Below are 22,635 nucleotides of genomic sequence, written 5' to 3'. Positions count from 1 at the left end.
AAAGGCGAGCTATCAATACAAGCCGTTCAGTTAATGTGGTGCTAGCGCTTAATATTTTATAAAAATGCACTATAATTTAGTTAGTTAACTTAATTATGGTGCTTTTTTGTGAGAAAGAAATCTAGCCAGAAGGATTGGCCTTCCTTCCCTGAGCCGTATAAAGGATTGCAAGTCAACTGTTGTAAGTTTACTAAATGCGAGAACTTTGGGATATCCCCTGAGGATGCTACACATCGAGCATTATCTGACGAAAACTTTAACGGCAATGTACCAGAACGTCAAGTAACTAAACACCACCCGCTTTATGGAACATCTGGCTCAGGTAAAAATGAAGCCGCGCTTGTATGCAAAGCTTGCAAGAACAGAATAGCCAATGGAGAGCTAGTTCAAGCCACCTATATGCTCAAGAGCAATCAAGCTGTTATCGAAGAATATGAGCGATTAAGTCGATATCTGGAAGTTGAGAAGCCCAAGTGTACTAACCCTGATTGTCCTACCTATACCGTTGAATTCTTTGAGCCTAGTGTAAAAAAACGTGGTTATACAGGTGCTGGAACACCTAGGTATGAGTGCAATCATTGTGGAAAAACCTTAACTATTGGTAAGCAGACCAGAAAGCAAAAGAGACCTGAGATCAATATCAGGTTGTTCGATCTGATATTGATGCACACACCGCTAAGAAGGATCATTAAACATTTAGATATTTCACCCCAAACGCTTTACGACAAGATAGATTTTATTCATAACCAATGCTTGAAATTTGTAGCAGAGCGAGAAAGAAAGTTAGTTGAAGGCAAGTTACAACTAGACCGACTTTATTTAGCAACAGATAGACAGGTACAAACAACGAATTGGACTAAGCGAGAAGATAAACGTAACACTGAGCTTTATGGAATCAGTACAGCTTGTCTAAAGACTAGTTACATTTTCGCGTTCAATTTCAATTTCGAAGAACGATTAACCCAATCTGAAATTGAGCTGCTGGCTGATACTTATAACGATCATGAAAAACCCAAGCATCATCGATATACCGCTAGGATATGGCTTGAACATGAATTTGCTTTGGCTACTAAACAAAAGTCTAAAGTGTCAGAGTCGCAATCCAGCAACCTTCAAGAACAAGTTGCACTAAAAATTGAACAAGAGTTGTCTTCATCTGACTTAACAAGCTCTGAACATATTGATGGCGATGTAAAATTACCGTCAAAAGGTGTGTTGGTTCACAATGAATATACAATGATGGCACATTTCCTTCTCGTTAAGAGACTTACCGAATACGCAGGAAAAACTCGCTTTTACATGGATCAAGATACAGGGATGAAAACTGCCTATTTAAGCATTTTTAAAGACGATATATTGAAAGGTCTTAGCGATGGTTTTTTAGTTAGGGCTTCAAAAAATTTGAGTGTCGATGAAAAGCGAAAGGCTGTAAGAGCAACAAATCGGGTCATAAAGAAACGTACTGGTATACCAAGACAGGATTTATCAAATAAAGAGTTTAGAACAGTCGTTAATGAGATGATTCTAGAGCGACTAGATAAACTCCAAGTAATTAAGCACTCCCCTGAAAAGTGGTTGGAATATCCTGTTGCAACACTGCCAGAGCCAGCAAAATTGGTAGCGGCAATAACAAACATATCCAGATACGATGAAAAGCACCAAGCTAACTTGTATAGAAAAGCTAGCCTGCACGCTGTCGATAGATTTTTTATGCACGTGAGAAGAAGCGTTAACCTTTTGGAACGCCCTCATTCTTCTGCAACGAATCGCTCACGAACATGGCATGGCTACGCTCCATATAACCCCGCCATGCTAACTAAAATGGCTGATATATATCGTGTCTATTACAACTACGTTAATAAAAATGATAAAGGTGAAACACCAGCAATGAGACTAGGGCTGGCTAAAGGTCCTGTAACAGTAGAGAAGATAATTTATTTCGGAAAATATCAAAAAGACAAAGATTAAAACGTCTTGAGTTATTTGCAATACCGATACTAGGTATCACAACAAAAGAAAGCTTTAAAAAGTTTCCTTACACCTTTCATTAATTAGTTCATTTGTCTTTTTGTAATTGTTGAATGAAAAGTTATCTATTAGCCAATCATAGTGAGTAACGATGAAATCAATAGACTGCTCTAGGTTAAGATTCCAGCGACCTTTGCTTGCAGGTTCAATTAAATCCTTGATAAAACTAACAGGCCACAATTTCTGTTTTATTTTTGCAGGACCAACTTCAATTCCATAGATTCCTCTTTCACAATAAACTGAAATGCATATAAAGTTGTTTTCAAAGGTTTTGTATGCCCCCATAGAGCCACTCATCTTATCTATTTCTCTAAACTTTTTATCTTGGAGCTTTACCAGCAAATTATTCTTCGCCCACCGTTCGATTTCGTAGATGTAATGCATATATTTAGTATCCTAAATGTATAATTAGGGCCTTTCGAATAACCATCGACTTTTTCGAATTTGTATTAAGCGATCATTTTCAAATTGCAGATAAATTGAATTTACCCAATTGGACGGTATTTCAATATCCCAACGAGTTGTTAATAACAATGGAGCTGTCAATTCTTCAATTTCTGTTATTGGCACTTTATATTCGCTATAGCGCCTTCCGGGGTAATCTTTCCACTTTGTGTTTTGAAAGGATTCGAGTTTAAGATTTATTTCAGAGTCTTTAGGCCATAAGACTCTTAGTAAATAACCTGATTCGCTATAATTCTTTTTCACATCGGCAAATACTTCACTTTTGGTTGAACCAATAGCGAAGTGATGAGCAGTCCCGTCCGTTACCTGTTCATCTCCCTCTATGAATGGAACACCATTAAATACTGAATAAATGAGAAAAATAAAGGAAATAAGTATGGTTAACAAACTATAACCAACGATTTTCAAGAACATAGCCATTTCTAATACTTTCCTTAGTATGCAATGAGTACTAAATTAGCATGTTAAAGCGTTCATTTGTAATGATATATAAGTTTCAAATGTAATAAAGCGACTACAAAGGTAAACGAAAAGGTTTACTAGTAGTCGCTTTAATATTTACGCAAGTCAACCAAGAACCACGTTAACTGAACGGCTTGCTATCAATAGCTCGCCTTTTTAAGAATATTTTGATCTTTGTCTATTAGCTGTTTACGCGTTTTTCAGCAAATGAAGCTAACTCAGAAGAAGTAATTGAAGCCAATAAATCAGCTACTGTTTTCTTTGGTAATTTACTGATCATTAACTCACCAGTTGACGTTGCATTTTGTTGGGCAGCAAACGCAACTAAGTTCATACCGTTACATTGAATGCCGTCAAATACTGAACGAATTTTTAATTTGTTAGTTTTTAAAAATGAACGTAAACGCTGTTTATCGTCTGCAGCAACATAATCACACATAGTTTGAGCAATATTTGTTGCAGAAGCTTTTGGAGAAATAACCGTAGCAGTTAAAGATAATGCCGCAATAAAAGTAACAACTAATAAGTTTTTCATTTAATAACCCTTTAATATAAATTTGTAAAATCAATTAAAGAAACGATTACTAATTACCTTCGCGCACATATAAGTAAGATGTGTTCTGCTGAGGTAACTCCGCTGTCTTAGACTCATGTCCTTAGACCGGTAGTTTTGCGTAGTACCCTTTCAAGTACCTTGCCGTTTCTAGCTGCGGCGATTATACGGTGAAAAAAAAACCAGTCAACAAAATTTTCACCATTTTTTATGATTATTTTATTACTTATTAAATAACTAATTCGTGTACTCTATTTTTCGCCATGATAAAATCGCACACAACAAAAAAATAAATGACCTTTAATGGATTCTACTTTGAAGACACCCAGCTTAGAAATTGAACTCGCCACGCAACCAATCGAGCTATGTAAATTATTAAAAGCAGTTGACTTAGTTAGTGGTGGCGGTGAAGCCAAAATGGTGATCAGCGAAGGTTATGTCTACGTTAATGGCGAACTAGAAACGCAAAAACGCAAAAAAATCTATCATAATGATCAGGTTGAATTTAATGGTGAATGTATTGTTGTTATTTGTCATGCACCTGTAGAAGATAAACCCAAACGAAAAACTAAACCAACAACTGCTAATCAAAATAATACAGCGATTAAGCAAAGTAATAATAGCCGTAAAAAAACACCTCAAAAGAATAAGTCAAAAACTAATACTGCAAATAAAACAGAAAAAACCAGACAACCAATTAATGATAGTAGTGGGCAAAGAAAACCTATTAATTTTTAGTATTCATTCCACTTTTATTATTAATACCAATTAATGTTGTTTTGACTGCACATTCCGCTTTTGCCAAGAGTGTTGCCCTGCTAGAATAACCGCACTAAAATTTTATCTCTTGTTACTTACGGAATTTTGCATTCATGCGCACGAGCCAATATCTACTATCAACACTTAAAGAAACCCCTGCTAGCGCAGAGGTCATTAGCCATCAATTAATGTTACGTGCTGGATTAGTCCGTAACGTAGCGTCAGGCTTATATACTTGGTTACCCACTGGCTTAAAAGTGCTGCGTAAAGTAGAACAAATTGTCCGCGAAGAAATGGAAAAAGCAGGCGCTATCGAAGTGCTAATGCCAATGGTGCAACCAGCGGATTTATGGGAAGAATCTGGTCGCTGGGAAGATTACGGCCCAGAATTATTACGATTAAATGATCGCCACAACCGTTCTTTTGTCTTAGGTCCTACTCATGAAGAAGTGATCACTAAGTTAATTGCTAATGAAATCAGTAGTTATAAACAATTGCCTGTAAACTTATTTCAAATTCAAACTAAATTTAGAGATGAGATACGTCCAAGATTTGGTGTAATGCGTGGTCGTGAATTTTTAATGAAAGATGCATATTCTTTCCATTTAGACGAAACCTGTTTAAAAACCACCTACCAAAATATGTATAACGCCTATTGCCGTATATTCGAACGTTTAGGGCTAGATTATCGTCCTGTTATAGCAGATACAGGCTCAATTGGTGGTGATGCATCACATGAATTTCATGTATTAGCTGACTCAGGTGAAGATGATATTGCGTTTAGTGATCAAAGTGATTTCGCCGCAAATATTGAAAAAGCAGAAGCATTAGCGCCAAAAGGAACAAGGCCAAGTGCAACTCAAGAGTTAACGCAAGTTGCAACACCTAATGTGAAAACTATAGAAGAAGTCGCTACTTTTCTATCTGTAGATGCACAACAAACAGTTAAGACGCTTTTAGTACAAGGTGCTAATGAAAACACCCCGGTGATTGCGTTGGTACTTCGTGGTGATCATCAATTAAACGAGATTAAAGCTGAAAACTTAAGTGAAGTAGCATCTCCATTAACTTTTGCTACTGATGAGCAAATTCAAACTACAGCTAATTGTAACGCAGGTTCAATTGGCCCTGTTAATTTGCCAATACCCGTAATCGTTGATCGAAGTGCTGCTCATCTTGCCGACTTTATTTGTGGTGCAAACGTTCACGACACTCACTTTAGCGGCGTAAACTGGGATAGAGATATTCAAAACTATCAAGTTGCGGATATACGTAATGTTGTTGAAGGTGATCCTAGTCCTTGTGGTCAAGGAAATATCGTGATTAAGCGTGGTATTGAAGTAGGGCATATTTTTCAGTTAGGTGAAAAATATGCACAAGCGATGAACTGCGGGGTATTAACCGAAACAGGCAAAAATCAAACGTTAACCATGGGTTGCTATGGTATTGGTGTTTCTCGAATTGTTGCTGCTGCTATTGAGCAAAATCATGATAAATACGGTATAAAGTGGCCAAGTGCTATTGCTCCTTTCCAAGCGGCTATTGTACCAATGAATATGGCTAAATCGGCTCGCGTTAAAGAAACCGCTGAACAACTATATGCGCAATTACAACGAGCCGGTGTTGATGTTATTTTTGATGATCGAAAAGAAAGACCTGGTGTTATGTTTGCTGATCATGAGCTTATAGGCACGCCGTTTTTACTTATTATTGGTGAAAGAAACTTAGATACCCAAGAAATTGAAGTTAAAAACCGCATAACAGGTGAAAAATCGCTAATGAAAATTGACCAAGTAATGTCATTATTTCAATAACCAAGCCTCTGATTAAATAAGATCTCAGTATAGTTTGAATATTAAACCGTCAAAAATGCAAGTAGGTAACGTGTTAATACTTACTTGCATTTTTTTCATATACACTACATATCATCTAACAGCTTATATAAATCTAACTTACTCAAACGCTGATCAATATCAATTAACAATGCGCGATATTCTTGTGTATAAATTGCTTTATATTTAGCTTCAAATCGTTGAGACGACAAATTTTCAGGTAAACCATCAATAATAGGTAACAGTGTCTCATCGGTTATTTGAGCTAATATATTTTGCGCTTTTATCGCTTTTTCTGAAGAAAATGTTGCTAGCTCGGCTAAACGCGTTCCAGCCCTATCAGCCATTAAATCTGCAAATGAAAAACCAGACCCGCCCTTATTACTATCAAGAAACTCTTTAAACTCACCAATAGCGTCACTTGCATCTACCGATGAAAATATTTGTAAGGCAACAGAATAGATAAAATGCTTTTGCAAGTCGTTTCGCCCTTGCAATAATGTTTGACGCTGCAATTTTTGGCGCAATAATTGGTTATCAGTAGAAAGCTGAGAAATATCACCTACTAATAGCTCAAACTTATCTTCACCAAAATATAAAGCTAAGGCAAGTAAAGCTGCTTTATTTTCATTTATTATTTCCGATTGTTGAACGAGCAAACTACGCTGTTGGGCAAATTGAAATAACTGTCTAAAATAATAGGCTAATGAGGCTTTTTCCGGTGCAAAACCGGATATTCTTACTAACTCCTGATAATAAGTATAAATAACTTGAGGATCACCAAAAAGCGTTAACTCATCTCTTAATGCCAATAATAAAGATCCCTCTTTGTTTGCTTTAATTAAATTTGCAGGCAATAACAAGTTAAATGTGCAGTACTTACTATTAATAGTCACTTCATTCACCATTGTTAAAAGTGAATCACCTAATTTAGGTTGTACATAATGATTAAGTCCCCATCGTACTACCTTAAGCGCTACCTTACCTGATAATGATAAATCCCCTATATGAATATTACCCAAATTAAGTGTATTAGTTGACGGTAAGACTTGTGTTTTTATATTGATGTAGCGCTTAACCATAGGTAAGTATATAGAAAAGGCTAACTGCATATTAGTTTGAGACAATGTAATATCGCTGGTAATAGTAGGTATAGCCCTATGCAATAATGCCGACAAGGCATTTAATTCATCTTGGGATATTATTATTTGTGAAGCTTCTTTACGTCCTCTTAATACTGATATTGCCCGTTTTATTAATTGTTTGCTTTTTTGTGCAGTAACACTATCGAGTTGGTAACTTTGTGAGACACTGGGTTTTGCATCTAATGCTAAAAATAAAGTAATACCAAAAGAAAGTATCAATAAAAAAAGTAGGGCTAAAAACCATTTTATAAAACGAGCAAGCAAGTGATATTAGCCTCAAATAATTGGCTGTAAAAATAAAGCACACAATATTATCGAGTTCATAAGAAATGTATAGCGCTTTCCGTAAAATATATTATTGCTAATTTTTAGTATCACATAAATCCCAATATATTTTACGGTCAAAGTGTTGGGCTAAACGCAAATTAAGCGACTTAAACGTTGATAATGGTACATCATTAGGCTTGAAGCACTGCCAAATAAATTGATGGCAATTATTATCAATCATGTGATATGGCACATGCGTAAATATTTTTTCAATTGCTCTTGATGCTGCCAATGGGCAACTTAATGGTTCACCATTAGAATCACAAGCAATGAAAATATCTTTTCCCGATCTTTCTTTGGTAAAACGTCTTGGTGAAATTGGCTTTATTAGCCCCTCACCATCAAGTTCTATAATCATATTATCTTCAACCCAAATCCCAGTATGATCTAACACACCACCAATCCCACAACAAACAATAGCTCCGATCTTAGGTTTAACCAGCTGTAGCGTAGTTAATATCTCACTAGGATAAGTAGCAATGGGCGACTCGTGCCGTTCCAAATGAGATAATGTTTGTACTGTACGATATTGTTTCCTTTTTTGTTGCTGAAGTTTTCGATCATCAGCCAGTGTTTTTACAGTGACGGCAGATAGTGTTGCAGCGCCTAACCACAATAAAGGTAGAGGCATAAATAACTCCCTTTACATCATGAAAAATACATTAATAACTAGATTAGACAAAAAATAATTAATTACTATAAAAAAAATGAAAGTAACTGTTTCATTATAGTAGATAATTCGCTTTAATAGAGTCAGTACTGTAAGCAAATACTTAAGCACTATGGTATGCACCTCTATCTATCACTCATCGTAAAATTAAGAAGTAAGTTATGAAAAGCGTAAGAAAATCGTCGAAACTCAAAAATGTCTGTTACGAAATCAGGGGACAAATTGCAGCCGAGGCGAAGCGCTTAGAGGATGAAGGTCATAAAATATTAAAATTGAATATTGGTAACCCTGCCCCATTTGGCTTTGAAGCTCCTGACGATATACTCAAAGATGTAATTCATAACCTTCCTCGCTCTCAAGGTTATAGTGATTCAAAAGGAATTTATTCTGCTCGTGTTGCAGTAATGCAATACTTCCAGCAACAAGGCATTTTAGATGTTCGCGTAGACGATATTTTTATTGGCAACGGTGTAAGTGAATTAATTGTAATGGCTATGCAAGCCTTGTTAGATAATGATGATGAAGTACTCATTCCTGCACCCGATTATCCATTATGGACAGCTGCGGTATCATTATCAGGCGGCACACCCGTGCATTATCAATGTGACGAAGATAATCAATGGTTCCCGAATATTGAAGATATTAAAGCTAAAATAAGTAAGAAAACTAAAGCTATTGTGTTAATAAACCCTAATAACCCAACAGGCGCAGTATATACAGAAGAAGTTTTACGCGACATTATAAATTTAGCTCGTGAGCATAATTTAATTATTTTTAGCGATGAAATTTACGATAAAATCTTATATGACGATGCCATTCATATTCCTACAGCAAGGCTCACGAATGACGTATTAGTGATCACGATGGGCGGATTATCAAAAAATTATCGTATAGCCGGATTTCGCGCTGGTTGGATGGTGATTACTGGCCCAAAAATTCACGCTGAAGATTACCTCGAAGGTTTAACCATGCTGTCTTCAATGCGACTGTGCTCTAACGTACCTTGTCAACATGCGATTCAAACAGCTTTAGGTGGTTACCAAAGCATTAATGAATTGATTTCAGGCGACGGACGACTAGTTAAACAACGTAACTTAGCCTATAAAATGATAAACGAAATTGATGGTCTTTCTTGTAACCAAGCAATGGGAGCATTGTACTTCTTCGTAAAAGTCGATCGTAAGAAATTTAACATTAAAGACGATGAAAAAATGATCCTTGATCTGTTAAAACAAGAGAAAATTTTATTAGTTCATGGGCGCGCCTTTAATATAAAAGAACATCACTATTTTCGCTTAGTATTTTTACCGCATGTAGATGAACTTCGCCCAGCCTTGGAAAGGTTAAAAAACTTTTTCTCAACGTATAAACAGGAATAATAGGATAATAAATGCCTGATTCACAAAGCACTTTTCTTGCATGGATGTTCAGAATGCCCTTAATCAAACGCTGGGCATTAATGTTTTGCGTTAAACCTGAAAATGTTGCAGAACATTCACATCAAGTAGCGATTGTAGCCCATTTACTAGCAGTCATTCGTAATAAGAAATTTAAAGGCAATATTAATGCTGATCGCGTTGCTACAGTTGCTTTATATCACGAAGCCTCTGAAACTCGTTACGGCGACATTGTTAGCCCAACTAAGTATGCAAATCCTGAAATAGCTAGAGAATTTAAAAAAATAGAAAGCCTTGCTGAAAAAGAATGTTTAGCGTCATTACCAGAAGAGTTTCAAGAGTTATTTTCAGATATAATTGTGCAAGATAATGTTGATGATGAATATAAAAAAATTGTCAAAGCCGCGGATATTCTAGTCGCTTACATTAAAGCATTGGATGAACTAGCACATAATAATCATGAATTTGATCACGTAGAAGAACGATTAGAAAAAAAATTAAATGATATAAAGCAGCAAATGCCTGAAGTAGATTATTTTTTAAAAACTTTTTTAAAATCTTGCTCAGCTACTGTAGACCAATTAACGAAGAACATTTAACTTAAACATCAACGACTTAAGCATATTAAGCCTTCTCGACTAAGTTCTGATAGAGATCAAGTTTAAGGCATAATTAAAAGGTATTAAATGAAATTTTTCCCTAAATTACTCCACATTTTAACGACAACGACACTGTTGTATAGTTGCTCAATAACGCCTAAAACTCAAAACTATACTGATGTCACTTTTGACTGCTCTAGAGAAACAACCATTTCAGTACGTTTCTATGAGGATCAAGCATTAGCTTTGCTTACCTATCAAAATCAAACCTCGAAGTTACAACAAAAACCTACAGCATCAGGCTTTTATTATACCAATATGAAGACAAGTCTCAGAGGAAAAGGTGATGAAATAACATTTACTATAGGCAGAATGACGCCATTAACCTGTATTGCTAAAAGCTAGATAGTATAATCTCCCCCAGTCCCCTTTTATATTCATATCAGTGCGCAAGTATAAATACATGTGCTATTTTTAATATAAATGTTTTAATAACTACTTGGAGATAGTAAATGAGTGATAATCCTGTTGGCTGGTTTGAGATTTATGTGGATGATTTATCTAGGGCCAAAAATTTTTATGAAGCCGTGTTTGATGTTAGCTTAGAAAACTTAATCGTTCCTGCTGACGAAACTATTCAGATGTTAGCATTTCCTTCTAACATGGAAAAATATGGTGCTTCGGGCGCGCTGGTGAAACTTGATGGTTTTACCGCAGGTGCTAACAGCACCCTAATCTATTTTTCGTGTGACGATTGTGCATTAGAAGAATCAAAGGTAAATGCCGCTGGTGGTAGTGTAGAAACATCTAAAATGTCAATTGGAGAGTATGGTTTTATTAGTTTAGCCAAAGACAGTGAAGGAAATATGTTTGGCTTGCATTCTTTAAAATAAATACTTCAGCTATGCCTGCGCCTATAACAATTAATAGGCGCAATAGTTAAGTAAAATAGAGGCAACATCAACTAAATCCAGTCTGCTTGAATTTTTCCTAATTCGCCATAGTGTTCAAGAAAAAGCTCAACTAAAGAGGGTTCAAATTTTTTCCCTTTCTGTTCAATAAAAAATGTTTTGATTTGTTCATCATCCCATGCATCTTTATAACTGCGAGTAGAACGTAAACTATCATACACATCGGCAATAGCCATTATACGAGCCTCTAAAGGAATAGCCTCGCCAATTAAACCTTCAGGATACCCAGAACCATCCCAGTTTTCATGATGTGACATCGCCATTTTAGCCCCAAGTTTAGAAATATTCGCTTTTGATTTAGATAATAATTCACTACCTTTTTCAGTATGCTGCTTCATGATTAACCACTCAGCGGCGTCAAGCTTTCCTGGTTTTTGTACAACAGATTCTGGCACAATAATTTTGCCAATATCATGAAGAGGTGCGGCTAGTCTGATAGCCCTAACATGCTCGCTAGGCAACCCCAACTTAATTGCTAATAACTCACAAACTAGCGCAACTCTATGTACATGTTGCCCCGTTTCTTTACAACGAGCTTCTATTGCATCTCCTACAATATAAATGAGCTCTTTTTGTGTTCGTTCAATTTCATGTTGCTTAGTTAAACTTTCTAGGATTAGTGCCACATTAGTTGCGAATAACTCCACTAAATTGGAACGAAAATGCTCATTATCATCTTCAAATTCTATATACAATACTGATGAAACATTACTCGCTGTTTCATAATAACCAATAAAACAATCATCATTCGAAAAATGTGATTTATTATCAAATGTTTCACGTATTAGTTGTTTAATATTTTCATCAATTTCAGAGCTATCTAAATCATCTGATTCGCTAACGTACTTGCCCGTACACGCCAAAATAAAATTTGTAGATTGTTGATCATAATCTATTTGATTTCGGGCAATATAAAGTGCTGAGCTATCTAAATCCATGAGAGTTAATAAATTATTTAGTGCAGCCGAACCAAAAGACTTAAACTGATTAATTCTTAAAAGATCATGTGTTGATTTAATAAGTTGCTTGAACGCATCTAAACTGCGTTGAATCGTAATAATATCTCGGTACGCTCTTATTGCAGCATATACCGTTGTGATCATTTTATTTGAGGTGAAATCTGTTTTTTCTTTATAGTCGTTAATATCAAATTCTTTTATAACTTTTGCTTCGGGAGCTGTGCCTGCTTGTCCCGTACGAAGTATTAATCGAATCGCTTGATTTTTTAGTGTGTTTCTAATCCAATCAACCAATTCAAGCCCTGCATGATCGGTTTCCATCACAACATCAACAAAGGCCATACAAAATGAATCATCGTTGTTTAAAATATCTTGTGCTTCTTTGGATGAATAGGCTGAGACCATTTCAAGTCTGCGGTTTTCAATAATAGCGTCTAACAATACAAGTTTAGTAATTTGGTGTACCGCTTCATCATCGTCAACAATCAAAACTCTCCAAAGTTTTTTACTTGTTTTAATTGCCTCTGATTTTTCAATGGGTTCTTCATCCTTAAACACGAACATTGACATAAAACTAAAATCCTGAAGTAAAACTATAAATTTAGTGTAACTCAGTAAATAAAATTTGCTAATCATTTATGTATAAATAATTAAAATAATTTGAATAAACTAGATATATATCATTGTGATAGCTGTATTAATCCAGCTTTATTAGATATGTTAAATCTAAAAATTCGACTGCACTTTGTATTAGAATTAAAACTTACATTACAAGCTTTCCAATACTGTCAATTGTCTTCATAAGAAATAGTTATAACTAAAATCAAATAATTTGTAATTATAGGTTGACACAAACAGTTAAACCCCTTAAAAATATAGCCACGCAAATTTACATTATTTAATTTTTTATAAAGTGTATTAACAAATGAATTTTTCAACTTTACTCAACGTCGTCCTCTCTGTCGTGGTGGTTATTAAACCAGCGCGAGGATTGTGTTTTGTATAAATAATGTAACGTTATAACCAAATACCAAACCCTCGCTCTGAAAAGACCGAGGGTTTTTTAATGAATTTTTTAGGTACTATTAAGGGAAAGCACATGACAACAAACTCGTTTACAGGCGCTGAAATGGTGGTAAAAGCACTAGCAGCGATGAAGATTAAATATATCTTCGGTTACCCCGGTGGTACCGTATTAGATATTTACGATGCTATTTTTCAGCAATCTGAATTCGAACATATCCTTGTACGTCATGAGCAAGCCGCAACCCATATGGCAGATGGTTATTCACGAGCAACCGGCGAAGTGGGTGTAGTATTAGCCACCTCGGGTCCTGGCGCGACTAACTGTATTACCGGCATTGCAACCGCTTATATGGATTCTATTCCAATGGTAGTATTGTCTGGTCAAGTGCCGACTAATTTAATTGGCGATGATGCTTTCCAAGAAACCGATATTGTTGGTTGTTCTCGTCCAGTAGTAAAGCATAGTTTTAATTGTAGAAGCGTCGAAGATATACCTAATACAATTTCAAAAGCATTCTATATCGCGAAATCTGGTCGTCCCGGCCCAGTAGTTGTAGAACTTCCTAAAGATATTTTAATGCCACATAATAAAGGCGAATTTCACATTGAAACCGATGTGCAATTACGTTCATATAACCCTACGGAAAAAGGTCATCCTAAACAAATTCGTAAAGCTGTAAAAGCAATAAGCTCCGCCAAAAAGCTCGTTGTTTATTCTGGCGGTGGTATAGTGTTAGCTGATGCAGCTGAGCTATTAACAGAGCTGGTAGAAACATTAAATGCTCCTTGTACTAACACATTAATGGGGTTGGGTGGCCTTTCTGGCACACATAAAAACTTTATTGGCATGTTAGGGATGCATGGTAGTGTTGAAGCTAACAAAGCAATGGCAAATGCTGATGTTATTTTAGCTCTAGGTGCTCGCTTTGATGATCGTGTTACCAATAATGTAAAAAAATTCTGCCCAAACGCTACCATTATCCATGTAGATATAGATCCAACCTCTATATCTAAAACAATTAATGCGCATATCCCAGTTGTTGGTTTAATTGATATTGTATTACAACAACTATTAGATGAATTAATAGAAACCGACTATCAAATTGATCAAAAAGCAAACGACAGTTGGTGGCAACAAATTAATCAATGGCGTGCCGTAAATAGTGTTGGTTACACTCAAGGCGAAGGTAAAATTAAACCTCAACGCGTAATAGAAGCTATGTATAAAATTACTAACGGTGAAGCTTATGTGTGTTCTGATGTAGGACAACACCAAATGTTTGCTGCACAATACTACCCTTTTGCTAAACCCCGCCAATGGATTAATTCAGGCGGACTCGGCACCATGGGCTTTGGCTTACCCGCAGCCATGGGAGTTAAGTTAGCTTTTCCTGATAGCCATGTAATTTGTATTACCGGTGACGGCTCAATCCAAATGAATATTCAAGAGCTATCGACATGTTCACAATATAACTTACCTGTAGTTATTATCTCTCTTAATAATCGTTCTTTAGGCATGGTGCGCCAATGGCAAGATATGATCTATGGCGGTAGACATGCTTCATCTTATATGGAATCACTACCAGATTTTGTGAAATTAGCCGAATCCTACGGTCACGTAGGAATGCAAATAAATCATTTAGAAGAGCTTGATGATAAGCTTACAGAAGCTTTTAATATTAAAAACCGTTTAGTCTTTGTTGATGTACTGGTTGATGAACTTGAACATGTTTATCCAATGCAAATACGCCTTGGTGCTATTGATGATATGTGGGTAAGAAAAGGAGAGAAAGCATAATGCGTCGTATTTTAGCTATATTATTGGAAAATGAACCAGGTTCCCTTTCTCGCATTGTTGGCTTATTTTCACAACGAGCATTTAACATTGAAAGCTTAACCGTTGCTCCAACTGAAGATGCCAGTTTATCGCGTATAACTATTGCCACAAGCGGTGATGATCGTGTCCTTGAGCAAATAGTAAAGCAAGTAAACAAATTGATCGATGTGATCAAAATTACCGATCTCACTGAACGTAGCCATATAGAAAGGGAACTTCTATTGATCAAAGTATTAGCAATGAATGAAAAATCACGTACGGAAGTAAAACGTATTACAGATATTTTCAGGGGTTCAATAGTTGATATTGGCAAACAAATTTATACTGTTCAGTTAACAGGTAATGCTGAAAAACTTAACGCTTTTATTGAAACAATGGGGAATGAAACAGAAATTATTGAATCTGTTCGCTCAGGTTGTGTGGGTATTGCCCGCGGCGAAAAAGCGCTAAGGGTATAGACTGACAGTACTTTAGTAAAACAAAACCAAGCATCATGCTTGGTTTTGTTTATTACAGCTATAAAATCAAATGACTTTACACATAATAACCGCAGGTAAAAACGATAAAAAAAGAATCCTGAATTTTTATAAACAACAACATTATTCAGCGCGTTTTTTAGGCTTAGATCACACCTACTTTATTAAAGAAGGAGAATTGATCATTGCATGCGTTATTGTTTCCTATATTACAAAAAATAACCCTCAAGGTTTTTTACACGCTTTGGTGGTAGATAAAAAATATATGGGTAGAAAATTAGCATCTAAGCTAATACACCATTGCATTCGTCAGCATCCTATACTTATTTGCTTTGCCGGCCAGTCTTTAACTCCACTTTACCTTAAAAATAAGTTTACAAAGGGAAATATAAACACTCTATCAAACGAACTTTTACTTCGCTTTAACGTGTATTTCAACAAGGATAAGCAATTAGTTATATTTTCCCATATACTCCAATAGATCCCAATTTAAGTCATTAAGCATTTTAACAAAGGCCGAAAGCCTATATATTAGTACGATTAATTTGGTTTATAAAAACGTAGGCTATTGTAGTAATGTCATCATTAGAAAACTCGACACCAGCTCATTCTTCACACGCTAGTTCAACAAAAGAAAGTAAACCTCAAAAGGCAGGAGGATTTTCTTCTTTGAAATCGACTATTAAGCATATTATTGACAGTCAACAGCCCAAAACCAACATTAAAAACTTATTGAAAGCCAATAAAGATAAAGGGTTTGACTGTCCGGGGTGTGCTTGGGGTGATCAAAAAGAAGGCTTACTGCAATTTTGTGAAAATGGCGCAAAAGCTATTGCATGGGAGTCCACAACTAAAAAAGCCGATACTCAATTTTTTAAAAAACACAGTGTTAGCTATCTAAAAAAACAAAGTGATTATTGGCTAGAGTATCAAGGCAGGTTAACGGAACCTTTACGTTACAACTCGGCAACGGATCATTATGAGGAGATTGATTGGCAAGATGCGTTTAAATTAATAGCCCATTATTTAACTCAGCTATCCTCTCCTGATCAAGCAGAATTCTATACTTCAGGCCGAGCAAGTAATGAAGCCGCATTTATCTATCAATTATTTGGACGTATGTATGGCACAAATAATTTTCCTGATTGCTCAAATATGTGTCATGAGGCAAGTGGAGTAGCACTTAATGAAAGTATTGGTATCGGTAAAGGCACTGTTACTCTAGAAGACTTTGATCATGCTGATGCGATTTTTGTCTTTGGTCAAAATCCGGGAACCAATCACCCTAGAATGATGAATGCATTGCGAAAATCATCACGTGCAGGTTGCAAAATAGTGTCGTTTAATAATTTAAAAGAAGTCGCATTAGAGCGTTTTGCTAGCCCACAAGATCCCCTTGAATTATTAACCCCTAGTGCAACTACCATTAGTCATTTATATCTCACTCCTAAATTAGGGGGGGATATGGCTGCTATTCGCGGGATCTGTAAACATATTTTTGAAAAAAATGAACAAGAAATGAGTCAAGGGCGCGACGCTATTATCAATAACAATTTTATCGAACAGCATACCCTAAATTTTGATAAATATTATCAGCAAGTTATCAATACATCATGGCAAAAAATAGAGCAACAATCAGGTTTATCAAAAGCCCAGTTATTAAATGCAGCAGAAGTTTATTTACAAGCAGAACGAGTCATTTGCACATGGGCGATGGGAATTACTCAACATAAACATTCTGTTGCTACTATACAAGAAATAGTTAATTTACAGCTACTTAAAGGAAACATAGGTAAAAAAGGTGCTGGGTTATGTCCAGTTCGTGGCCATTCAAATGTTCAGGGCAATCGAACCGTTGGCATCAACGAAAAACCGAGTAGCGATTTTATTAATGCTTTAACACATTTAGTTGATAAACCTTTACCTTTTACCAGCGGCCATAACGTTTATCATGCACTGAAAGCATTATTAAATAAATCAAGTAAAGTCATCATCTGTCTAGGCGGAAATATAGCAGCTGCAGCACCAGATACCGAACAAACACTAGAAGCATTATCAAATAGCGAACTCAATGTTCAAATTAGCACTAAGCTAAATCGTAGTCATTTAGCTATTGGCAAAGATGCCTTAATTTTGCCTTGTATTGGTAGAACTGAACTAGACATTCAGGCGAGTGGACCACAACATATTACCGTTGAAGATACTTTTAGTATGGTACATGCCTCACAGGGCAATGTTGAACCTTTATCCTCTGCGCAAAAATCTGAAATAGCAATTGTCGCAGGTATCGCCCAAGCAACCCTAGGCAATCAGCATGTGAAGTGGCAAGAATTAACTGATAATTATGATGTGATCAGAGATATGATCAGCGAAACATTACCAGAATTCTCCGACTTCAATAATCGCCTAAATGCCCCTGGTGGATTTTATTTAGGTAATAGTGCGGCAAAATTGCAATGGCTAAATAAAGCTAAAAAAGCGCTATTTAGCGTACATACTTTACCTGAAAAATTAATAACAGAGCATTTTCAAGAAAATAAAAAACAGCCATTATTTACTCTTCAGACATTGCGCTCACACGATCAATACAATACAACGGTTTACGGTTTGAATGATCGCTACCGAGGTGTTAGCAATGAGAGAAATGTCGTTTTTATTAATATCAAAGATGCTAAAAAATTAGGGCTAGATGAAGATGATATTGTTACTATCACATCGATTTGGTCTGATGATAAAAAGCGCTCAGTCAGTGGTTTTAAAATAAAGATTTATGATATTCCTCAAGGTAACTTAGCTGCGTATTACCCTGAAACAAACCCTTTAGTGCCATTAGACAGCATTGGAGATCGATCATATACGCCAACATCGAAAGCAATCGCTGTAATGTTAGAAAAAACAGCTAACGAACGCATTATCTAATAAAATCAAAATACTGGTGATTAACTAATGGAATTTTCTCGTTTAGGTTCAAGTAATATAGAAGTATCACGTGTTTGTTTAGGCTCCATGACTTGGGGAATTCAAAATAATCAAAGTGATGCTAATCTTCAAATAGACTACGCAATAAACCAAGGGATTAATTTTATAGATACTGCTGAAATGTATCCTATCCCCCCTTCGGCTGAAACCTCAGGACAAACTGAAGCTATATTAGGTAATTGGCTTAACAATAATAAAGCTAAACGTCATGATTTAGTCGTTGCATCTAAAATTGCAGGACCTGGTTTAAAATGGATAAGAGAAGGCGATCAGATTACAGGTAAAAATGTAATAGAAGCGGTTAATAGCTCTTTAAAACGGCTGAAAACCGATTATATCGACTTATACCAACTGCATTGGCCAAATAGAGTTTCCCCACATTTTGGTAAGCAATGGCCCAATCAAATACCTTTAACAACGGTTAACGCTGCAGAGCAAACAGATCAAATGCACGACATATTAACAGGGTTAAGCCAATGTGTTACTGAGGGAAAAATTCGTTATTGCGGTTTATCAGACGAAACCCCATGGGGTATTAATACTTACCTTAAATTAGCTCGTGAGCATAACCTACCGAAAATGGTATCTATTCAAAATGAATTTAGTTTATTACATAGCAAAGATTGGCCATATTTAATTGAAAACTGCGTACATGAAGACATTGCTTACTTGCCTTGGTCACCACTAGCCACAGGAATGCTAACAGGTAAATACCTGAATGGCACTCGACCTAAGGGAAGTCGATGGACTTTAATACAACGTAATGGTTTATTTAGAGATACACCACTTGCTCAACAAGCTGCTGAAAAGTATTGTCAACTTGCGAAAAGCTATCACATGACCCCAGCTGAGTTGGCACTGGCTTGGTGTAATCATATAGACGGTGTTAGTTCCACAATAATTGGTGCAACCAGTATAATTCAACTTAAAGAGAACATTAACGCATTCTCAAAGCCAATATCTGATGAGTTATCATCTGACATTGAAGAAATACTAAAACAATATCCCGCTACTTTTTAAGGAAAAATTAATGCAAAAATTTGTTATTTTATTCAGAGGGATTAATGTTGGCGGACATAATAAGTTACCGATGAAATCACTCGTCCCCATATTAGAGGCTTCAGGGTTTAAAGATATACAGTATTATATTCAAACAGGTAATGTGATTTTATCAAGCGAAGATGAACCAACAACTAGAATTAAAAAGATTATTTCACAACATTTTAATATTACCCCTGAAATTATTACCTTGAACGCTGAAGATTTTTTTCAAGCGCTATCAAAATGCCCATACCTCAATAACGAAGGTAAATTAGTACATTTTTATTTCTGTAAAAATACGGCTGAGTTAGCAATGGAGAAAATTGAAAAGTATCAGATTGAGAGTGAGCAATACTCCTTAATAAACAATATAATGTATCTATATGCTCCTGAAGGCATTGGTCGTTCTAAGTTTGTCGCTAATATGGAGTCTTGTTTAGGTACAGCAGTAACAGGGCGTAACCTAAATACCATAAATAAGATCAATACTATGTTATAAAATAACCAAAAATCATAGTCAGAAATAAATTAATTTTATATGTACTGTTGAATTTTTGATATAAAAAATGCCGCTACCTGCGGCATTGTTTTATCTCTACTATTTTAAAAGATACTTTAGAGTGAATCTTTAAATGATAAGGCTAGTTTCATTACATCAAATATTTCTTCCAATGTATTTTTAGTTAATCCCTCTCCTTTCTCATTGAGAATACTCACAGCGGTTCTGTTTTCACTTTCTTCTAAATGAAATTGATACTTACCCTCAGGTAAGTCTATCACTGGGGCATCATCTCCCCAAAAACTATCCCATATACTTGTTTCAGGTTTAGTATAAGTAACATAATAGATTTGTTTTGATTCATTCAAATCATTAACATCAAATCCATATTTAGAAAATAAAATAGGCATGTTAGACCAAAGCATATCCTTTTCCATTTCAACAATATATGCCGCCTGCCCTTTTTCATTTTCACCAAGCGAAACAAGTTGTTGATTAGCTCTTAATAACTGATTTTCACGTTGATAACTTCTATATTTAAAGTCTACTTGGGCAATAATCTCATTGAGCATAGCCATTTCAAAGCGCTCTTTATCAATCAAATCAATCTCTGTAGTTTGACCTGATTCATTCACTTTTTCATAATCAGTCAACTCAACTATAACAGCAACACTTCTACCATGAGGCTTAGTTTCTAACTGATACTTAAATTTAACTCGTACCGTTTCTTCTATCGATGTAAATAACCAGCCTGATTCTTTCTCATTAGTAAACCAGCTTGATTGATAAAGTAACTTATCACTATCAAGCTCTGACAAAGTAACTTGATTAGTAGCCAATTCATCAACAATAGCTTGATAGATAAAAGTTTTTAAATCTTTGTCTTCAAGCACTTTATCAAACCATATTTTGATTTGCTGGCTCTCATTTTCAATACGCGTAGCGGCCGCTATTGGTAAGGCTAACGATGGAGCTCTTATATCAACTTGTTCACCAATAGGTCCTTTATGATTAATTTTATCACTAATAACAAAATCATCTTTATATTTAGGCTGTTCTAAGTTTTCTGGTATAACTAATGTTGATGACTCTTCTTTACTAGCGTATTCAAAACCACCTATTGCGTGTTTTTTACTAACAGTACTACAAGCCGTGATTGCGATACAAATCAAAGACAGAGAAATTATGCTTCGGTTCATCAAAACTCCTGACGAAAATAAACCTTAATACTAGGATGTACTTTTCTTTATTAACTGGCAAACTCAAGCAACCAGCTAACTGTAAATTTAATAGATTACGCGCTTTTGAGTCACTTTTTAATAATTAGTTCCTCAAAACACCAAACTTACCACTTAATATAATCAATAGCGCATAACACAAGCGCACCATGGTACTTATCTGATTTAACAAACACAAGCGCTAGTTTACATTAGCCCGAATAATTAATTTGCGTTACAATAACGCCCTTTCAGTTAACCTAGGTTTAAAATGTCTCAATATCTTGTATTAACAGCTATGGGCGCTGACAGAACAGGCAGTGTTAGTGAGTTAACCAAACTTGCAAGTGATTGTGGCTGTAATATTATTGACAGTCGGATGGCGAGATTTGGTTTAGAATTCACTATGATCATGTTGCTTAAAGGTACAGTAAAAGCCATTAATCAACTAGAATTAAAATTACCTCATGTTGCTCATCAACTTGAACTAATAACCATGATGAAACGTACCTCTGGCTACAAACGTCGTGATTTCACTCAACATTTTCAAGTAGAATATGCGGGAATTGATCAAACTGGTGTTTTAAAAGCAGTTACCGCTTTTTTTGCTAATCGAAGTATTGATATATCCTCATTAAAGTCTGAATATAATCATCAACATGAACAAACTCACGCCACTATTCTTATTGCATTAACGGAAGACAACAGTATTGAAAAACTTGAAGCCGATTATATCGAATTATGTGAACAACTCGATATTCAAGGCTGTATAAAACCAGTTGCCGCCAATCAAATTTCAGATTTTGATTAGTTGGAATTACACCTAACATTAAGGAAACTACAATGAAAACAATTACAGTGGGTGAAACAGCGCCACTATTTAGCTTACCTGATGAAAATAACGAGTTAGTATCTCTTGCTGATTATATTGGGAAAAAGCAAGTATTAGTGTATTTCTACCCCAAAGCAATGACACCAGGCTGTACCGTACAGGCTCAAGGCTTAAGAGATAGTAAAAAAGAATTAACAGACCTTAATACCGTCGTTTTTGGTATCAGTCCTGATGAACCTAAACGATTACTTAAATTTTGCCAACGTGATGAATTAAATTTCACTTTGCTTTCAGATGTTGACCATAAAGTAGCCGATGCTTTTGGTGTTTGGGGCTTAAAGAAGTTTATGGGCCGCGAATATGACGGAATTCATCGTTTAAGCTTTTTAATTGGCTTAGATGGCAAAATCAGTCATGTTTTCAATAAATTTAAAACCAAAGATCATCATCAAGTCGTTTTAGATGAATTAAGCAAAAACGTTTAAGCTAACTTAATTTAACTCATAAAAACTCGGCGATAGTCCGAGTTTTTTTATGAGTTAAATTCACTGAAGCCTTAAC

At 35.6% G+C, this 22,635-nt stretch carries 22 protein-coding genes and 1 riboswitch; of the genes, 15 read left to right on the top strand and 7 right to left on the bottom strand.

All coding sequences use genetic code 11. From position 1 onward, the window contains the following. Positions 1–165: 165 nt before the first annotated feature. A complete protein-coding gene (locus IE155_RS14810; RefSeq protein ID WP_189379029.1) occupies positions 166–1,968 on the top strand; it encodes an IS1 family transposase in 1,803 nt (600 codons plus the stop codon). A 54-nt stretch (positions 1,969–2,022) separates the two neighbouring features. On the opposite strand, the gene IE155_RS14805 is transcribed toward IE155_RS14810, so the two are convergent. The 3 genes from IE155_RS14805 to IE155_RS14795 all read right to left on the bottom strand — a co-directional run bounded on the left by IE155_RS14805 (position 2,023) and on the right by IE155_RS14795 (position 3,490). Then, positions 2,023–2,412 carry a hypothetical protein gene (locus IE155_RS14805; protein ID WP_189379028.1) on the bottom strand — a complete coding sequence of 130 codons (390 nt, stop codon included), beginning with the start codon at positions 2,410–2,412 and terminating at the stop codon, positions 2,023–2,025. A 24-nt stretch (positions 2,413–2,436) separates the two neighbouring features. Next, positions 2,437–2,907 (bottom strand): hypothetical protein, encoded by a 471-nt coding sequence (locus IE155_RS14800; protein ID WP_229817348.1) that lies wholly within the window; start codon positions 2,905–2,907, stop codon positions 2,437–2,439. A 229-nt stretch (positions 2,908–3,136) separates the two neighbouring features. Then, complete coding sequence (locus IE155_RS14795; protein WP_189379026.1) at positions 3,137–3,490, bottom strand: DUF3718 domain-containing protein; 354 nt, start codon at positions 3,488–3,490, stop codon at positions 3,137–3,139. 89 nt (positions 3,491–3,579) lie between these two features. Continuing rightward, positions 3,580–3,664, bottom strand: a riboswitch (cyclic di-GMP riboswitch). A gap of 159 nt (positions 3,665–3,823) precedes the next feature. Between IE155_RS14795 and IE155_RS14790 the strand changes: the two genes are divergently transcribed. Together IE155_RS14790 and IE155_RS14785 are read left to right on the top strand one after the other, a co-directional pair. Further along, positions 3,824–4,246 carry an RNA-binding S4 domain-containing protein gene (locus tag IE155_RS14790; protein ID WP_229817346.1) on the top strand — a complete coding sequence of 141 codons (423 nt, stop codon included), beginning with the start codon at positions 3,824–3,826 and terminating at the stop codon, positions 4,244–4,246. 134 nt (positions 4,247–4,380) lie between these two features. Then, on the top strand, positions 4,381–6,081 hold the full coding sequence (locus tag IE155_RS14785) for a proline--tRNA ligase (RefSeq protein ID WP_189379024.1): 1,701 nt from the start codon (positions 4,381–4,383) through the stop codon (positions 6,079–6,081). A gap of 104 nt (positions 6,082–6,185) precedes the next feature. Here the strand turns inward: IE155_RS14785 and IE155_RS14780 are convergent, their stop codons facing one another. After that, on the bottom strand, positions 6,186–7,508 hold the full coding sequence (locus IE155_RS14780) for a hypothetical protein (protein ID WP_189379023.1): 1,323 nt from the start codon (positions 7,506–7,508) through the stop codon (positions 6,186–6,188). Between the two features lie 97 nt (positions 7,509–7,605). Further along, positions 7,606–8,202 (bottom strand): C40 family peptidase, encoded by a 597-nt coding sequence (locus tag IE155_RS14775; RefSeq protein ID WP_189379022.1) that lies wholly within the window; start codon positions 8,200–8,202, stop codon positions 7,606–7,608. 200 nt (positions 8,203–8,402) lie between these two features. On the opposite strand from IE155_RS14775, the gene IE155_RS14770 reads away from it, so the two are divergent. From IE155_RS14770 to IE155_RS14755, 4 genes are all read left to right on the top strand, one after another. Further along, the gene (locus tag IE155_RS14770) at positions 8,403–9,620 is read left to right on the top strand and encodes a pyridoxal phosphate-dependent aminotransferase (RefSeq protein ID WP_189379021.1); all 1,218 of its coding nucleotides are present in this window, start codon (positions 8,403–8,405) and stop codon (positions 9,618–9,620) included. Positions 9,621–9,631: 11 nt separating this feature from the next. Beyond that, a complete protein-coding gene (yfbR, locus tag IE155_RS14765) occupies positions 9,632–10,237 on the top strand; it encodes a 5'-deoxynucleotidase (RefSeq protein WP_189379020.1) in 606 nt (201 codons plus the stop codon). Between the two features lie 87 nt (positions 10,238–10,324). Continuing rightward, the gene (locus tag IE155_RS14760; RefSeq protein ID WP_189379019.1) at positions 10,325–10,642 is read left to right on the top strand and encodes an MliC family protein; all 318 of its coding nucleotides are present in this window, start codon (positions 10,325–10,327) and stop codon (positions 10,640–10,642) included. Between the two features lie 107 nt (positions 10,643–10,749). Beyond that, a complete protein-coding gene (locus tag IE155_RS14755; RefSeq protein ID WP_189379018.1) occupies positions 10,750–11,130 on the top strand; it encodes a VOC family protein in 381 nt (126 codons plus the stop codon). Between the two features lie 71 nt (positions 11,131–11,201). On the opposite strand, the gene IE155_RS14750 is transcribed toward IE155_RS14755, so the two are convergent. After that, positions 11,202–12,737, bottom strand: coding sequence for an HD domain-containing phosphohydrolase (locus IE155_RS14750; protein WP_189379017.1), 1,536 nt, complete (start codon positions 12,735–12,737; stop codon positions 11,202–11,204). Positions 12,738–13,266: 529 nt separating this feature from the next. Between IE155_RS14750 and IE155_RS14745 the strand changes: the two genes are divergently transcribed. The 6 genes from IE155_RS14745 (at position 13,267) to IE155_RS14720 (ending at position 20,025) form a co-directional block, all read left to right on the top strand. Beyond that, on the top strand, positions 13,267–14,991 hold the full coding sequence (locus tag IE155_RS14745) for an acetolactate synthase 3 large subunit (RefSeq protein ID WP_189379016.1): 1,725 nt from the start codon (positions 13,267–13,269) through the stop codon (positions 14,989–14,991). Beyond that, a complete protein-coding gene (gene ilvN, locus IE155_RS14740) occupies positions 14,991–15,488 on the top strand; it encodes an acetolactate synthase small subunit (RefSeq protein WP_189379015.1) in 498 nt (165 codons plus the stop codon). Before IE155_RS14745 ends, ilvN begins: the two co-directional genes overlap by 1 nt. Before the next feature lie 70 nt (positions 15,489–15,558). Beyond that, a complete protein-coding gene (locus IE155_RS14735; RefSeq protein WP_189379014.1) occupies positions 15,559–15,987 on the top strand; it encodes a GNAT family N-acetyltransferase in 429 nt (142 codons plus the stop codon). Between the two features lie 95 nt (positions 15,988–16,082). Beyond that, positions 16,083–18,425, top strand: coding sequence for an FdhF/YdeP family oxidoreductase (locus IE155_RS14730; RefSeq protein WP_189379013.1), 2,343 nt, complete (start codon positions 16,083–16,085; stop codon positions 18,423–18,425). A gap of 27 nt (positions 18,426–18,452) precedes the next feature. Next, positions 18,453–19,505, top strand: a complete 1,053-nt coding sequence (locus IE155_RS14725) for an aldo/keto reductase (RefSeq protein WP_189379012.1) — start codon at positions 18,453–18,455, stop codon at positions 19,503–19,505. Between the two features lie 10 nt (positions 19,506–19,515). After that, positions 19,516–20,025 (top strand): DUF1697 domain-containing protein, encoded by a 510-nt coding sequence (locus IE155_RS14720; protein WP_189379011.1) that lies wholly within the window; start codon positions 19,516–19,518, stop codon positions 20,023–20,025. A gap of 116 nt (positions 20,026–20,141) precedes the next feature. Here IE155_RS14720 and bamC read toward each other — a convergent pair whose 3' ends face one another. Next, positions 20,142–21,224, bottom strand: a complete 1,083-nt coding sequence (gene bamC, locus IE155_RS14715; RefSeq protein WP_189379010.1) for an NlpB/DapX family lipoprotein — start codon at positions 21,222–21,224, stop codon at positions 20,142–20,144. A 289-nt stretch (positions 21,225–21,513) separates the two neighbouring features. On the opposite strand from bamC, the gene IE155_RS14710 reads away from it, so the two are divergent. After that, positions 21,514–22,053, top strand: coding sequence for a glycine cleavage system transcriptional repressor (locus IE155_RS14710; RefSeq protein WP_189379009.1), 540 nt, complete (start codon positions 21,514–21,516; stop codon positions 22,051–22,053). A 32-nt stretch (positions 22,054–22,085) separates the two neighbouring features. Then, the gene (bcp, locus tag IE155_RS14705) at positions 22,086–22,559 is read left to right on the top strand and encodes a thioredoxin-dependent thiol peroxidase (RefSeq protein WP_189379008.1); all 474 of its coding nucleotides are present in this window, start codon (positions 22,086–22,088) and stop codon (positions 22,557–22,559) included. Positions 22,560–22,635: the final 76 nt, after the last annotated feature.

It is taken from the genome of Thalassotalea profundi (assembly GCF_014653195.1).
GTDB classification, from domain to species: domain Bacteria; phylum Pseudomonadota; class Gammaproteobacteria; order Enterobacterales; family Alteromonadaceae; genus Thalassotalea_B; species Thalassotalea_B profundi.
The sequence above is the reverse complement of the archived record's forward strand: the minus strand, read 5'-3'. Positions and strand labels throughout refer to the sequence as shown.